Raw genomic sequence first — 12,746 nt, 5'->3', positions numbered from 1 at the left:
TCTGTTCCTGTGCATGCCGTTTGCCTACAGTCCGCGTGCCTTCAGCCGCGCATCGAGCCGCGGGTACACGCGCCGTGCGTTGCCTTCGTAGATCTTGAAGCGGTCCTCCTCGCTCAACGACGGGATTGCGTCGATGTAGCGCTTCGTGTCGTCGAAGAAATGCCCCGTGCACGGGTCCTTGCCGCGCACGGCGCCGATCATCTCCGAGCCGAACAGCACGTTGTCCGATGGAATCACCTTCGTCAGCAACTCGACGCCCGGCTGGTGATACACGCACGAATCGAAGAACACGTTCTCCAGCAGCCCTTCGAGCGGCCGCTCGCGCATCTCCAGCGACATTCCGCGATAACGGCCCCAGTGGTACGGCACGGCACCGCCGCCGTGCGGGATGACCAGACGCAGCGTCGGGAAGTCCTTGAACAGGTCCGACTGCAGGATCTGCATGAACACCGAGGTATCGGCGTTCAGGTAATGCGCGCCGGTGCCGTGAAAGCACGGGTTGCACGAAGCGGCGACGTGAATCATCGCGGGCACGTCGAGGTCGACGAGCGCTTCGTAGACCGGATACCACTCGCGGTCCGTCATCGGCTTGCCGGTCCAGTAACCGCCGCTCGGGTCCGGATTGAGGTTGCAGCCGACGAAGCCGAGCTGCTCGACGCAGCGGCGCAGTTCCGGAACGACGTTCTTCGGCGGCGCGAGCGGCGACTGCGGCAGCTGGCACACGGGTACGAAATTGTCCGGAAAGAGCTCGCTCACGCGGTAGACGAGATCGTTGGAAATCTCCGCCCACTCCACGCTCGTGCGTTCGTTGCCGAGGTGATGGCTCATCAGGCCGGCGATCGGCGAGAACAGCGTGATGTCATAGCCGCGCTCCTTCTGCAGCTTCAGCTGTCCGTTGCCGATCGCTTCGCGGATCTGGTCGTCGCTGACGTACGCACCGTCGCGCGACGGTGCATTGGCCGGATCGTTCGCGGCCGCAACCTGCTTCGCGCGCCATTCGCGAAACGACGCGGGGACGGTCGTGAAGTGACCGTGGCAATCGATGATCATGGTGGTCGTCTCCGGGATGCGTTACGCCTGCGGGTCGACGAAGAGTTCGTCAATCGACATGCGCCGCGGCGTCAGGCCCTGCTTGAACGCCGTCGCTTCAAGCGCTTCGATGGTCTTGCGGTTCGCGTCGATGCCGAACGGCAACGGATCGTGCCCGACGATCTTTCGCAGCGCCAGGTACTTGGTGCTGTTCTTGTCGCTGAGCTCCCCCGCATCGAGTTTCGCGAGCCAGTCCTTCTTTGCCTTGTCGAATGCGGCGTATAGCGACTTCGCGACCCAAGGATGCTCGGCGAGCACCGAATCCTTCACGACGATCGTGCCGTGCATCGGATAAACGCCAGTGCGCGCGTAGTATTCCGCTTCGAGTTCCTCCGCATTCGGCAGCAGATCCGGGTAATGGGCTTCGACCTCCTTCCAGCCACCGTTCGGATTGCCCGTGCGGCCAATGCCGGCGTTGCCGTGCAGGCCAGCGACAAGTTCGCCGTTCGCCATCATCTCCGCAAGCGAACTGCCGGCCGGCGCGTGGATCACGTTCGGCGGCAGCTTCAGTTGCGTGACATGTTCCTCGTCGTCGACTACCCACGTCACCTTCGACGGATCGAGACCGAATTCGTCCATGAACACCTGGCGCGTCCAGGCGCCCGTCGTGACCGAGTAGGCGCGCACGCCGACCTTCTTTCCTTCCAGATCCTTCGGCGTCCTGATGCCTGCGTCGGGGCGTACCAGCATGCCCGCGTGGTGGAAGCGTCGCACGACGAAAATCGGCAGCGCGACGAATGGCGCGCCGTACGCCCGGGCGATCACATAGGTCGTCGGCGCCAGTTCACACACGTCGAATTCGAGGTCGCGAACCATGCGGCGGAATGCGCCGATCTGCGGCTTCACCGTGATGAACTCCGCTTCCACGCCTTCGATCGGAATCGAACCGTCGCGGATCGCGGCGGTATGCGGATACTCGGCGATGGCGAGCTTCAGGTGTACTTTGCTGCTCAATTTAGTCTCCTTGAAACCAGGGCAATCGGATCGCCGAACCAGCGGCGTTGGTGTGGCTATTCGTGCGATCTCGTTGCAGTCAATGATGTTCGCCGGCCGGTTTTGCGTCTATTGAATTAAGCTGCGCGGGGCTTAACGGTCCGGTAAAGGCGGCGCGGCTACCGCGTTGGCGCGCCCTGCATTGCCGGGCGATGCGGCGCGCAACGTCGGCTGCTCACGCGCGCGAAGGCCCAGCGCGGCCTCCTCGAGACACGAAACCATCAACCTCGCGCTCGGCGTCAAGCCCCGGTTGCGGTTCCACAGCATGCCGGCCGGCCGAAGCAGCCGAGGCAGGCTCAGCGGCAGCGTATGGAGCGGCTGGACGGTGTCGCCGCCCGGCGTGCCGGCCATTACTGCGATGAAATCGGAAATCTGGAGTTGCGCGCGCATCACGTGGATCGACAGCGTTTCGATGTAGTTGTTGGTCAACGGCACATCGTGCGCTTCGAGCGCGCGTTCCAGCGGGTCGCGCAAAATCGAGCCTGGCGGCGGCAGGATCCACGGGTAGGGCCGCAAGTCGGCCCAATCGAGCGTCTTTCTGCGTGCAAGCGGATGTTGGCGGCCCGTCATCAGCACCACTGGCTCCTCGAGCAGCTCCTTCTCCTCGAAGCTGCCGAGCGTATCCGGCGCCGGCAGGCGGCCGACGACGAGGTCCAGGTGGCCCTGCCACAATTCGGGCAGCAGCGACGCGGTCGTGCCTTCCGTCACCATCGCGTTGGTGCCCGGCGAGCGCTGCTTGAGCAGTCTTAGCGCCTCCGGCAGCAGCACTGATGCAGAAGCCGGCAGCATGCCGATATGCACCTTCCCTTCGGTGCCCGAGCGCAGCGCTTTCAGTTCGTCGCGCGTCTGATGCAGGATCGCGAGCATTTCTCGCGCGTGACGAATCAGGCACTCGCCGTAAGGCGTCGGCGCGACGCCTTGGGCGGTACGCTGAAAAAGCGTAAGGCCGAGGCCGCGCTCCAGCTCCGCCAGCGATTTCGAAACCGCCGGCACCGTCACGTGCGTGACGTCGGCCACCTGGGTCAGATTGCGGTAGGTGTCGATCGTCACCAGCAGGCGCAGGTGCCGCGCCTTCAGATTGATCTGCAGGTACCAGTCGAGCGCTGACACGTCGTCTACCTCCGCGGCTTTTTGTCGTTCATGCTTTGGGCTCGAGGGCGTGAAACGTCATGCCGAGCGAAATCGACGTGAAATAGCCGATCGTGACCAGCAGTTCGGCGATCACCGCACGCCCGAGCCCCGTGTCGTAACGGGCAAAGCGAGCATCGTCGATCGCGGCGCCCGCAAGAAGGTCGTGCACGGCCTCGCTCACGAGCGCGAGCCGATCGTCGCCCAGTCCGGTTACATCGGTCCTGCGCCTGTCGAGAATCGCATCGACGAGCGCCTGCGGCACCCCTGCCTTCAGCGCATGCCGACGGTGATTCGCGATCACATACGGCGCATTCCAGAACACCGCTGTCGAAAGAATCGCCACTTCCGTTTCCGCCTCGCTCAGCACAGGCGAGCGGTCGACGTGGGTGCCGATGATTTCCATGCCTTCGGCCAGACGCGGGTTGTGCAGCCAGATGTGGAACGGTGTGGGAATTCGCCCGCGCCCTTCACCGAGTCTCGCGATCACCTTCTTCTGATCGTCGCTCGCACGTTCCGGGTCGATACGTTGAAGTCGGTTGTCCGTCATGCGTCTATCCTTCGTGAAAATTGCGTCCTCAAAGGAGGCTGCTCGGCCATGGAATGTGAATGATCTTCTCGAAGACGCCATAGATCAGCGCCGTCACGCAGGCTGCAACGATCAGGCTGAGCCGCCACGGCTCGCGCCCCTCGACGCGCATGAACGCGACGATGATGACCGGCACGGTCGGAACAAGACCGATCACCGACATGCACAAAAGAAACAGCACGAACCAGCCGAGAAACTTCGCGGCACGCAGTAACTCGGTGCCGGGAGGCAGCTTGTCTGCGTGATCGCTAGGCACGTCCATGTGAATACCGCCCCCGACACCGGCGGCGCCGGCGTGAGCGGGTATCACGAATATCTTGTAAAGAAGACTCAACGTTGCCGCGATCACGAGAATGCTGGCGATGACCGTCGGCCCGATGCGGGCCATCAGCACCCAGCCTTGCGCACTGGCCACGACATACGCACCGACGCCGATAAAAAACACGTACATCAGGTCTTCCGGTTTCGCGACGATCCTGGCGCCCGGGCGCAGCCGGGCGTGTGCGCCGCTGCGCAACGCAGTGAACAACGGCTTGAAGAACACGAGCGCCGCAAGCGTGAGCAAGACCATCACGACCGGATGCGTCAACCAGCTCGCTCCGTAGCGCACATAGGAGATGGACATATAGCGTTCCATCAGCACGCCCAGCACGAGACCGAGAATGAGCGGCGGGCGCGCCCATCTGAGACGCTTCATCGTCCAGCCGAGCACACCCGCAATCAGCAGCACGAACAGGTCGCCCCAGCTGCGCGAACCCTGGAATGCGCCGACGTAGATGATCGGCATGATGATCGGCAGGATCAGCGTGTAGCGCAGCGTCGAAACCTTGGCGAATTGCCCGCTCAGCAGGAAGCACAGGCCCGCGCCGAAAATATTGGCGAGCGCGATCGACCAGACCATCGAATACGTGAAGTCGAGATGTTTCGTCAACATGTCCGGCCCGGGGATGAACCCGTGCACCATCATCGCGCCGAGCAGAATCGCCTGTGCTGCACCGCCGGGCACGCCGAACGACAGCATCGGTACGAGGCTCCCGCCTTCGCGCGCGTTGTTGGCGGCCTCCGGCGCGATCACGCCGCGGACGTCGCCGGTACTGAAGGTCTCGCGCGCGCCCTTCGACGTCTGCAATGCATGCCCGTACGCGATCCAGTCCGTCACCGCACCGGTAATGCCCGGCACCGCGCCGAGGACCGCGCCAAGGCCCCCGCAGCGCACGATCAGAAACCAGTTGCGAAATCCGTCGACGACGCCCTGGCGCATACCGCTGCGCGAACTGAACTGCACGTTCTGCGCGATTGCGGTGCGCCGTATCGCCAGCTCGCACAGCTCGGGCAGCGCGAAGACGCCGAGAATGATCGGCACGAGCGGAATGCCATCCTGCAGATAAAGGATGTTGCCGGTCCAGCGCATCTGCCCCGTTGCGACGTTGGTCCCGATCATGCCCACGAGAATGCCGAAGCATGCGGCGACCACACCCCTCAGCGGCGCATTGCCCGACAGTGCAGAGACCATCGACACGCCGAAGATCGTCAGCGCGAGCATTTCAGGCGTGCCGATCGACAGCACGAACGGCCGCACCAGCGGCAGGGAGATCGCGAGAATCAGCGCGCCGATGAGGCCGCCGAGCAAGGACGACGTGTAGCATGCGCTCAAGGCGCGCGCCGCTTCGCCGCGCTTTGTCATCGGCAGGCCGTCGAGCACGGTCGCCTGCGAAGCGGCATGGCCCGGCACGCCGAACAGCACGGCAGGGATCACGTCGGATGTCGTAATGACCGACGCCATGCCGAGCAGCATCGCAAAGGCCGCATACGGGTCCATCGTGTAGGTAAACGGCACCAGCAACGCGAAGCCGGTCAACCCGCCGATGCCTGGCAGCAGTCCGATCGACAGCCCGACCACCACCCCCAGCACGAGGAAGATCAGGCGATTGAATTGCAGGAGCGTCGTCAGCGCATGGCCTGCCGCCATCAGCGTTGCTTCGTTGAAAAATTCCATGCGTGATCCTGATGAAAGGGCGAACCGCTGGGTCCACCTGTGCCGGTTTCAGTCGGCAAGCGACGGGTAGAGAATCTTGGCCGTTCGGCCCCAGACCCATGCGCGTTGATCGTCGGTAAGACTCGCGAAGCACGCATGCCCCTGATCGATCAGCTTCTTCAAAGGTCCTGCCGATGCCGGATAGTTCGAACCGAATGCCAGGTGATCCGCGCCAAATATCTTCACGAGATGCGGGAAAAAGGCATCGGCGCCGCCGGGCGCTGCTTGTGCCAGATCGAAGGTGCGCGGCGTGATCTTCATGTACACGTTGTCGTATTTCGCAAGGTCGAACAGACCAGCGCAGCGCGCATACGGCGGCCCCTCCTCGATATCGGGCCGCGCGCAGTGATCCAGCGCGATCCTGACTGCCGGAAAGCGCCGCGCGAGCTCGGCCACCATCGAAAGACCGTCCGGCGTGGTCTGCACCGCCATCGTCATGCCAAGCTCCGCGCAGCGCTCCCAGATCGGGAACGTCGCCGGGTCGACAAGCCAGCTGCCGTCGCTCTGGTGCGTCGCGCCGCCTGTGAAGAGACGGATGCCGCCCATGCCGTGCGCGAGCCAGTAGTCGAAGGTCTTCAATGCATCCGGCGCGAGCAGGTCGAACGAGTACACGCCGGTGAACCGCCTCGGGTCGCGTGCAACACTGTCGGCGACGTAGGCGTTGTTGTGGCCGTAGGTCGTCGACGAATGCACGATGGCGGCCTTGGCGACGCCCGCCTCGTCCATCTCGGCAACGAGTTGCTCGAACGTGATCGGACGCGTGGCCGACCATGTCGAGCGATGTCCGTGCTGCGGCGCGATCGGGTAGCGTGCGGTATCCGTCGAAATGATGTGCGGATGAATGTCGATAATTTCGGGGGTCATGGACTATCCAGCGTCGAGTTGATTAAGCGTTCAAGGCGAACTGAAGATGAGCTTGCGTGCCGCATCGATCTGCGCTCGTGGCGTCGCATAGAGCTTGCCGACAATCTGTTCCACCGCGTTCCCGTCGATCGGATCAGGCGGGAAGCCCGAGTTTTTCATCGCCGCGATGAACGCGGGATCGGCGATCGTTTTGGCGAACGCCTCGCGCAGCGCATTCAGGCGATCCGCGGGCACGCCCTTCGGCACCGCAATCGGGCGCCCGGCATCGAACGGCAGCAAAAACAGATTGAAGAGCGCCTTCACGTCGGGGTCGGTGATGTACGCGCTCAGGTTCGGCGCGTCGGCGAACGGCGCCGGGCTGGTCCAGCCAAGATGCAACAGCACCTTCATCTTGCCGCTGGCGAGCATGCGCACCGGCTCGCCTTGCTGCAGCCCGTCGATCGTGGACGCCCAGCCGTCCACTTCGCCCCGCTGCATCGCCAGATAGACTTCGCCGCGTCCCGTGTATCCCGGCACGATGCTCATCTTTGCGCCCAGATACTCGTCGAGCAGCGCGGGCAGCGTGCGGTCTTCGTTTGCGAAGCCCGTGGCGCCGATGTACATCTTTTTCTTCGTGAGGTCGGCTGCGCTCGTCACGCCGGAGCGCGTCATGGACACGATGCAGTAGTCGACCTTGTTCAGGCTGCCGAGCCAGCGCACCTCGCGCGGGTCGAAGCGGTTCTGGCGCGGGTCGAGCAACGGGATGTAGAGATTATTGCGCTGCAGAAAGCCGATGACCGTGCCGTCGTCCGGCTGCCTCGACTGCAGCGATGCCGCCGCCACCATGCCGCCCGCGCCCACGACGTTCATGACCACGGCATGCGGCTTGCCGGGCAGGTAGTTCACAAAGAAGCGCGCGAACTGACGCGCGATGATGTCGGTGGGGGTGCCCGCGTCCGCGCTGACGACGAGCGTCACCGTCTTGCCATGATAGAAGCGCTCGACCGACTGACCGTAAGCCTGCGTGGCGAGCGCCATGGCGGCCATGCCGATCAACGCCGCGCAAGCGCGAATGGCGCTCCAGTACTTCATGGTCGTCGTGTCTCCAATTAATGACTGCTCACCCGGATTCTGGCCAGCGTGCGAACGGTCATCAATTGAGAAAAATGGCGGCGGCCTTGAGCAAACGGTTAAGCGCCCGCGGCGGCCGCCGCGATCATGCAGACTTGAGCGATCGGCGCGCCCGCTGGCTGCGTGCCGCAACGCGCGGTGCGGCCTCTTCGAGACATGCCACCACGAGTTGTGCGCTCGGCGTGAGACCGCGGCTGCGATTCCACAGCACGCCGGACGGGCGCAGCAGCCTCGGCAGGCTCAATGGCAGCGTGTGCAGCGGCTGTGCGGAATCGTGGGCGGGCGTATCGGCCATCACGGCGATGCAGTCGGAGACCTGAAGATGCGCGCGCACCACATGGATCGACAGCGTTTCGATGTAGTTGTTCGCGAGCGCCACCCCATGCGCCTCGAGCACGCGCTCGAGCGGATCACGCAGGATCGAGCCGGGTGGCGGAAGAATCCACGGGTACGGTTCGAGGTCCGACCATTTCACGCTCTTTCTGCGCGCGAGCGGATGGTGACAGCCGGTGACGAGCGTCACCGGGTCTTCGAGCAGTTCCTTTTCCACGAAACTGCTGAGCGTATCCGGCGGCGGCAGACGACCCACGACCAGATCCAGATGGCCTTGCCACAGCTCGGGAAGCAGCCATGACGTCGTCCCCTCCATCACGGCCACGTTGGTGCCCGGCGAGCGTTGCTTCAACAGGCTGAGCGCCTCCGGCAGCAGCACGGAAGCCGACGCCGGCAACATGCCGATGCGGACCTTTCCTTCGGTTCCGGAACTCAGCGCCTTCAGTTCGTCGCGCGTTTGATGAAGGATGGCCACCAGTTCGCGCGCGCGTCGCACCAGGCACTCGCCGTATGGCGTCGGCACGAGACCGTGAGCCGTGCGAGAGAACAGCGTGAGCCCCAGCCCGCGCTCCAGTTCGGCCAGCGACTTCGACACCGCCGGTACCGTCACATGCGTGACTTCTGCCACCTGCGTCAGGTTTCGGTAGGTATCGATCGCCACGACGAGATGCATGTGCCGCGCTTTCAGGTTGACCTGAAGGTACCAGTCGAGCTCTGACACGTTCTCTCCCCCGTTGTGCAGACTTCACCAGCCGGTTAAGTCAACGGCCATTTTACTCAATTGCCTCAGTGGGCAGCTTTCTGCCACATTACGGTCCGTACCACACGTAGCGGACCACCGATGACCCAGTCTTTCGCCCGACGACGCTTCCTGCGCAACGCGGGTCTCGTCGGCCTCAGCGTCGCTGCCAGCAGGATAGCCGCACCGTTGCGCGCACGGGCCGCCGACACGCGGATCCGCATCGTCAGCAACCCTGGCCTCGAAAACGCAACCCTTAACGCGTTGATCGATGAAATGGGCTACTTCCGGCGATTCGGCGTGAACGCATCGATCATGCAGGTACCCGGCGTCGCCGGCCCGTTCAATGCAATTGAAGCCGGTACGGCGGACCTCTGCATGGTGTCGGGCTACGACGGCGTGCTGTCGCGCATCGAACGAGGCGCACCTGTGAAGATCGTCGGAGCGGGAATGCGCAAATGCGCGCTGACGGTATACGCGCGGCCCGGCGAGGTCGAAAGCCTGGCCGGATTGAAGGGCAAAACGGTCGCGGTCGGGCCGGCGCTCGGCCTGCTGCACACGCTCATGCTGCAACTGCTGAAGGAAAAAGGCATCGATGCTTCGCAGGTCCGCTTCGTTGACAAGGGCAGCAACGACCAATGCTATGCGGCGGTCGTGAACGGTGAAGCCGACGCGTGCTGTGCAAGCATTTCGCACCGCAACGACGGCACCGGGCTCACGGCGATTCGGGAAGCCGATCTGTGGGAAGCACTGCCTCGCTGCATTTTTCAGACGGCCTATGCATCGGATGCCGCCCTGCGCGACAAGCACGAAGCCATGGTGGCGGTCATGGCCGCGTATGGCGCACTCTACGAATTTCTGATGTCCCCTGCGTCGCACGACGCGTTCTTCGACGCACGAAAACGCGCGCAGAAACGATTCGACGGCGCATCGGCACAGGCGATCTGGGATTTCAACCAGACAGACCGACCGTACTCGCGCGACTTGACGCTTACGCCTGACGACATCGGCTATCTGCAGGACATGTTCGTCGGCGTGGGGATCCTCCGGCACAAGCAGCCGTTCGCGGATGTAGCCGACATGTCGGCCGCTGCCGCTGCGGCCAAACTTCCGGTTTGAACAACCGACAACAGGGAACCGCCCGGCGCTGCGCGTTCGGGGCGGTTCACGTTACGCGGCGCTCACGTCAGAACGTATGCCGGATACCGGTGATGACCGACAGCTGCGAGCTGCCCGCGGGCGGCGTCGGCACGGCCGTAATGGTCGTCGCCGCGAGCGCGAGATTGCCGTAGTTGTGAATGCGTTCGGCCGTCACATAAACGAGCGTGCGCTTCGACAGCAGGTATTCGCCGCGCAACACCAACACCAGCGCCTTGTTGCGCGAGTGATCGTATTTCAGCTGCGCGACCATGCCGTCCACATGCAGGAAAGGCGTCACCGGCACCGTGCCCGTCACCCAGAGCAAGTTGCTCTTCGGCGTGGCGAGGCCCTCGTCGTCGCGCCTGATCCAGCCCGCGCCAACCTTGGCCTTGGAGAGCTTGAAGTAGCCTCCCAGGGAGAAACGGCTATCCGTGAGCTTCGGCGACGTGAGCCCGCCGAAGGTCCCGGACGTGCCGCCATAATTCCGCTCGTACGAAGTCGCCAGCCCCCAGAACCCTCCATCGTATTTGGCCATCACGGAGTATTCGCGGCATTCGTTCGACGGTGTCGTTTGTCCGGGGCAATTGGCAGCGGCGGCCGTGGCGGGATTGCCGTTCACCGCATCGCGACCGAAGCTGTAGTTCACGCCCGTTTCGAACGGGCCGTAAAAAAAGCGGTAGCTGATCGAGTTGTCCGCCCGGGCGTTTGCGATTCCGTTATCGAGCGTGGTCAAGCCTTGGGCGCCCGTGCCGAACGGATTGATGAAGGAAATCGCATAAAAGCGCATCGTGTACTGACGGCCGAACGTGATGCGACCGAATCTTCCGTCGAGGCCCACGTACGATTGCCGCCCGAACAGCCGTCCGCCCTGCCTCGAGCTTCCGTTGCTCGGCATGAAGCCGCCCTGCAAATCGAAAATGGCCTTGGTACCGCCGCCCAGATCTTCCGTGCCGCGAATGCCGAAGTAGGACGTCGCAGTGCCGTCGCCCATGCGGAAAGCGTGGGTAGTGCCGTTTTTGCCTTGCGCCACGTTGTTGACGTACTCGAGGCCCTGGTCGATCAGTCCGTACATCGTCACCGTACTGGTCCCGGCGAATCGGCTGTCGGCCGCGGCTTCGTCTCCGGCATGCGCCAGCGTGGGCGCAATACAGGTCAACGCCGCGCACGCGAATGTTGCGGTCCTGTGTCCCATGATTATTGCTGTCTCCTGAAGGGTCGGGGAACCCGTTTTTTGTTTGTAACGCGATGAAAGTTTTGCCCATGCGCCACGGCGACGCCATTGAGAAATGCGGCGTCCCGGTGGAGCGATTGGTTAACGCGTTAGCAGCCGGGCTTCTTGCCCGCTTTTTCCCCTGTACGGAGACTGACCTGCGCTCGGAGCGTGCCTGGACGTTGTTACGGACTCATTTGACGAACGCGACGCTGACTGCCGTCGGCACCTCCGCTGTCGCACCGGTCGCGGCGAGTTTGCCGGAAGCCGGATCGACACTGAACACGGCAACGTTCCCGCTGTGCTGATTCGCGACGAACAACCAGCGGCCCGACGGATCGAGCGCCATGCCCCAAGGCCGCGCGCCGCCGCTCGCAATACGCTGCAGCTCGCTGAGCTCGCCGGAATCGCGATCGACGCGGTAGACGACGAGCATGTCCTCTGCCCTGTCCTGTGCGTAGACGAAGCGTCCGTCGCCGCTGATCGCGATCTCTGCTCCGCTCTTAGTGCCGCCGAATGAAGCGCTGCCGAGCGGCACCGTCTGCACCGCCGCGAGGCGTCCTTGCGCGGCCTCCCAGCGCAGCACGAAAATTTCGCCGCTCAGTTCGGTGATCAGATACGCGAACCGACCGTCGAGGCCGAATACGAGATGACGCGGCCCGCTGCCGGCCGGCGCCGAGAACGTACGCGGCGGGTCGGCATCGTCCGGCAGCAGTGCGCGCGTCGCCGCATCGAACCCGTACACGAACACGCGGTCCGCACCGAGATCGGGGACGAGCACGTATCGGCCGGACGGATCCACGACTGCATTGTGTGCATGCGCGCTGGCCTGCCGGCGCACATTCGGACCGGAGCCCACGTCGCGCACGGTCGACGCGCGCGCGCCAAGACTGCCATCCGGTTCGAGCGTGATGCTCGACACGGTGCCGCTGTCGTAGCTCGCGGCCAGCAACGTCCGCGACCGCATGTCGAGCGAAAGATGGGTCGTCCCCCGCCCTGCCGCATCGACGCGGTTCAGTTCGGTCAACGCCCCTGTTTCCCGGTCCGCGGCGTACGCGGTAACGCTTCCTTCCCGCGACTTGTCGTCGTCGACTGCGTAGATCACCGGTCTTCGTGGGTCGCTCTCTACCCAGGTTGCGTTGATCCCTTTCGCGACCGGGCCGATCGCGGCCAGTGAACCCGTCGACGGGTCGAAGCGCAGCGCGTAAATCCGAGCCTGTTGGGTTCCCACATAAACCAGTTGCGTGCGGCCGCCCGGCGACGTAGCGTTCGCGTACGAGCCGATCGCGAACGCGCTGGCGAACAGCAACGGTACCGCCGTCACCGCACGCCGCGTCCAGCGGACCGCAAGAATTCGTCGAATCATCTTTTTCGAGCTCCTCCATCCGGCCGGCAGCCGACCGCGATTCGGTCCGCCAGCACGATGGTTGCAGCCTATCCGCGATGCGCGCGGCCGTCCCGGTACAAACTGTGGATTCGCCTGGACTTTCGGCATCCGGCTGCCGGCCGCCCGCGA

General features: G+C 63.9%; 11 protein-coding genes. 1 reads left to right on the top strand and 10 read right to left on the bottom strand.

Annotated elements, in window-relative coordinates:
- Positions 1–24: 24 nt before the first annotated feature.
- The 8 genes from ACSHSS_RS06435 to ACSHSS_RS06400 form a co-directional block, all read right to left on the bottom strand.
- Positions 25–1,050: an amidohydrolase family protein gene (locus ACSHSS_RS06435; RefSeq protein ID WP_035954430.1), complete on the bottom strand. Its 1,026-nt coding sequence runs from the start codon at positions 1,048–1,050 to the stop codon at positions 25–27.
- 21 nt (positions 1,051–1,071) lie between these two features.
- Positions 1,072–2,043, bottom strand: a complete 972-nt coding sequence (locus tag ACSHSS_RS06430; protein ID WP_006399683.1) for an ABC transporter substrate-binding protein — start codon at positions 2,041–2,043, stop codon at positions 1,072–1,074.
- Positions 2,044–2,175: 132 nt separating this feature from the next.
- Positions 2,176–3,192 carry a LysR substrate-binding domain-containing protein gene (locus ACSHSS_RS06425; protein ID WP_006403949.1) on the bottom strand — a complete coding sequence of 339 codons (1,017 nt, stop codon included), beginning with the start codon at positions 3,190–3,192 and terminating at the stop codon, positions 2,176–2,178.
- Positions 3,193–3,220: 28 nt separating this feature from the next.
- Positions 3,221–3,841: a carboxymuconolactone decarboxylase gene (locus ACSHSS_RS06420; RefSeq protein ID WP_230940348.1), complete on the bottom strand. Its 621-nt coding sequence runs from the start codon at positions 3,839–3,841 to the stop codon at positions 3,221–3,223.
- A complete protein-coding gene (locus tag ACSHSS_RS06415) occupies positions 3,789–5,768 on the bottom strand; it encodes a tripartite tricarboxylate transporter permease (RefSeq protein WP_230949170.1) in 1,980 nt (659 codons plus the stop codon). Before ACSHSS_RS06415 ends, ACSHSS_RS06420 begins: the two co-directional genes overlap by 53 nt.
- A 75-nt stretch (positions 5,769–5,843) precedes the next feature.
- Positions 5,844–6,698: an amidohydrolase family protein gene (locus ACSHSS_RS06410; RefSeq protein WP_006403952.1), complete on the bottom strand. Its 855-nt coding sequence runs from the start codon at positions 6,696–6,698 to the stop codon at positions 5,844–5,846.
- Positions 6,699–6,728: 30 nt separating this feature from the next.
- Complete coding sequence (locus ACSHSS_RS06405; protein WP_006403953.1) at positions 6,729–7,769, bottom strand: Bug family tripartite tricarboxylate transporter substrate binding protein; 1,041 nt, start codon at positions 7,767–7,769, stop codon at positions 6,729–6,731.
- 124 nt (positions 7,770–7,893) lie between these two features.
- A complete protein-coding gene (locus tag ACSHSS_RS06400) occupies positions 7,894–8,862 on the bottom strand; it encodes a LysR substrate-binding domain-containing protein (protein WP_035954415.1) in 969 nt (322 codons plus the stop codon).
- A 120-nt stretch (positions 8,863–8,982) separates the two neighbouring features.
- Here ACSHSS_RS06400 and ACSHSS_RS06395 point away from each other — a divergent pair, with 120 nt between their 5' ends.
- Positions 8,983–9,999: an ABC transporter substrate-binding protein gene (locus ACSHSS_RS06395; protein WP_060183851.1), complete on the top strand. Its 1,017-nt coding sequence runs from the start codon at positions 8,983–8,985 to the stop codon at positions 9,997–9,999.
- A gap of 67 nt (positions 10,000–10,066) precedes the next feature.
- On the opposite strand, the gene ACSHSS_RS06390 is transcribed toward ACSHSS_RS06395, so the two are convergent.
- Together ACSHSS_RS06390 and ACSHSS_RS06385 are read right to left on the bottom strand one after the other, a co-directional pair.
- Positions 10,067–11,212 carry a porin gene (locus ACSHSS_RS06390; protein WP_059783669.1) on the bottom strand — a complete coding sequence of 382 codons (1,146 nt, stop codon included), beginning with the start codon at positions 11,210–11,212 and terminating at the stop codon, positions 10,067–10,069.
- Between the two features lie 211 nt (positions 11,213–11,423).
- Positions 11,424–12,725 carry a lactonase family protein gene (locus tag ACSHSS_RS06385; RefSeq protein WP_445544732.1) on the bottom strand — a complete coding sequence of 434 codons (1,302 nt, stop codon included), beginning with the start codon at positions 12,723–12,725 and terminating at the stop codon, positions 11,424–11,426.
- Between the last annotated feature and the right edge of the window lie 21 nt (positions 12,726–12,746).

This window comes from Burkholderia sp. BC1 (genome assembly GCF_052683555.1).
The sequence above is the reverse complement of the archived record's forward strand: the minus strand, read 5'-3'. Positions and strand labels throughout refer to the sequence as shown.

Bases quoted from the DNA above. Each gene is read 5' to 3' on its own strand.
- ACSHSS_RS06405 (WP_006403953.1), bottom strand. From the start codon at position 7,769: ATGAAGTACTGGAGCGCCATTCGCGCTTGCGCGGCGTTGATCGGCATG.
- ACSHSS_RS06435 (WP_035954430.1), bottom strand. From the start codon at position 1,050: ATGATCATCGATTGCCACGGTCACTTCACGACCGTCCCCGCGTCGTTT.
- ACSHSS_RS06415 (WP_230949170.1), bottom strand. From the start codon at position 5,768: ATGGCGGCAGGCCATGCGCTGACGACGCTCCTGCAATTCAATCGCCTG.
- ACSHSS_RS06420 (WP_230940348.1), bottom strand. From the start codon at position 3,841: ATGGCGTCTTCGAGAAGATCATTCACATTCCATGGCCGAGCAGCCTCC.
- ACSHSS_RS06385 (WP_445544732.1), bottom strand. From the start codon at position 12,725: ATGCCGAAAGTCCAGGCGAATCCACAGTTTGTACCGGGACGGCCGCGC.
- ACSHSS_RS06410 (WP_006403952.1), bottom strand. From the start codon at position 6,698: ATGACCCCCGAAATTATCGACATTCATCCGCACATCATTTCGACGGAT.
- ACSHSS_RS06395 (WP_060183851.1), top strand. From the start codon at position 8,983: ATGACCCAGTCTTTCGCCCGACGACGCTTCCTGCGCAACGCGGGTCTC.
- ACSHSS_RS06390 (WP_059783669.1), bottom strand. From the start codon at position 11,212: ATGGGACACAGGACCGCAACATTCGCGTGCGCGGCGTTGACCTGTATT.